Raw genomic sequence first — 1,895 nt, forward strand, 5'->3', positions numbered from 1 at the left:
ATATCCCCGCCCATTGATCTGTCTTGGGGGGCAACGGCCGTGGCCGGCAGCGCCACAAAGTCGATCAGCCGCCGGAACAGGAGACGGCGGGCGCGCCCGATTTTTTGAGTATCAGCAATATCTGCGATCTCGGTCATGTCTTAACCAGAAGTCTTCGAAGACGTCGAAAACTGCCACAGAGAAGTTAACAGGCTGTGAGGGTAATATCCTTACTTGAAAGGGTTTTTACGCCGCCCCGGATGCACGAAAATCAGCAACATCGAGACGGCCAGCATGGAGATGGCAAGCGCGAAGAGCTGGCCGCCATCGGTCTCGCTCGTTCCCGGTGCCAGCGACACGGGCACTTCCCGCCCGAGGATGTCGGGCGAAAGGTGGGCTGCCAGTGCCCCTGCGAGAATGAAGAAGGACAGGACCGCCCCGAAGCGGCGTGTCGGTGGCAGCAACAGGAAGAAGCAGGCCACAAGCTCCAGAATTGCGACGATCACCCGGCCTGTCGGCTCCAGCCACGCCATGCCCGTATTCACCGCCATGGTCTGGAAAATGATGTTCTCACCGGGCAGGTCGAACAGTTTGACCGATCCTTCAGGCGGATCCGGGAGCGGATGGATGGTGGCCTGCAGGAACATGAAAATCAGAAAGAGGGCGAGCAGCCAGCTCGCAAGAAGCCGCATTCCACGCATGTCGGTTGTCCCTCTCACCGCAACAGGCTGAAACAATAACGCCTGTCTGCGAGAACACAATCGCGCGTTAACCAGCTCCAGGCCGCTCTGCGACAAGATTGTCACGCCGGGTCAGACATTTTTGCTTTTCTCGGGGCGCGCGGCCTATACAGTCGCAGGGTTTGGGCCAAGGCAGACGAGGCTGGTTGATGAGCGATGATACCGATCTGGAAGGGATGGAGGACGACCGGACCGTTCAGATCAAATCACCCGTCAGCGGCATAGACAGCGCAACCGGCGCTGGCGCCTCCATCGAATTCACGGCCAGAAGCCTGTTTGCCAGGCGCACACACCGCAAGGTCCGCTCAGAGCTTCCCGCCTATCTGATGATCCAGTGCAGCTGGTTCATGGCGTTCGGCCTGCAGCTGGTCCTGTTCCCCTATCTCATCACCAACCGGCTTGGCCTTGATGGCACCGAGCTCGGCCTCGCCAATATGGCGCTGTCCGGCCCGTCTGTGATCTTCCTGCTACTGGGCGGTGTCGTGGCGGAGCGGGCGTCGGGCAAGTCCCTGCTCTTCGTGCTGCATCTCATGGCCGCCCTGCCCGCCCTCGCGCTCGCCTGGGTGCTGGCGACGGGAAATCTGATGTATGGCTATATGATCATCTATGGCCTCGCCATGGGCACGGTCGGCGCCTTCATGATGCCAGCGCGCGACTCGATCATCAATGAAGTGGTCGAGCGCCGCTCGCGCGTTGGATCGGACGTTACCCTGCAGCAGGGCGTCGCCTTCGCAACGATCGCGCAGTTCGCCGCCCAGATCGCAGGCCTGATTCTCGGCGGCTATGCCGACAAGCTGACGCGCATGCCAGACTGGCTCGGCGGCTTTTCCGTCGGCCCGGTGCCGAGCTCGGAGCTTCTCCTCTTCCAGGGACTGATCGTTGCAATCGGGGCCGGCTTTGCGGTCTTCCTTGCGCATGGCAGGCGTGTGAAAACCGGCCGGTCAGGCCTCGGCGCGGCGTTTGGTGATATTCGCGAAGGCTTTCACGTCGTGCTTGCAGACGGCAAGCTCTGGGGCATGACAGTGCTGATGTTCGGCGTCGGCATCTTCGTCATCGGCTCCTTCCTCGTCGTCCTGCCGATCATCAACCGCGACCTTTACGGCCTCTCCTCGGATGGCATCCGCGATATGTTCGTCACCTTCTGGATGGGCGCCTTTGTCTCTTCCGTCAGCCTGT

2 protein-coding genes are annotated in these 1,895 nt (G+C 61.0%); one reads left to right on the top strand and one right to left on the bottom strand.

Annotation, left to right across the window (positions count from 1 at the left end; translation table 11 throughout):
• Nucleotides 1–209 precede the first annotated feature (209 nt).
• Complete coding sequence (locus WA989_RS12080; protein ID WP_424340746.1) at nt 210–680, bottom strand: hypothetical protein; 471 nt, start codon at nt 678–680, stop codon at nt 210–212.
• Between the two features lie 188 nt (nt 681–868).
• On the opposite strand from WA989_RS12080, the gene WA989_RS12085 reads away from it, so the two are divergent.
• On the top strand, nt 869–1,895 hold a 1,027-nt coding region (locus WA989_RS12085), incomplete at its 3' end, for an MFS transporter (RefSeq protein WP_424340747.1).

Origin of the sequence: Henriciella sp., from assembly GCF_049649345.1 — a bacterium.
Lineage (GTDB): Bacteria > Pseudomonadota > Alphaproteobacteria > Caulobacterales > Hyphomonadaceae > Henriciella.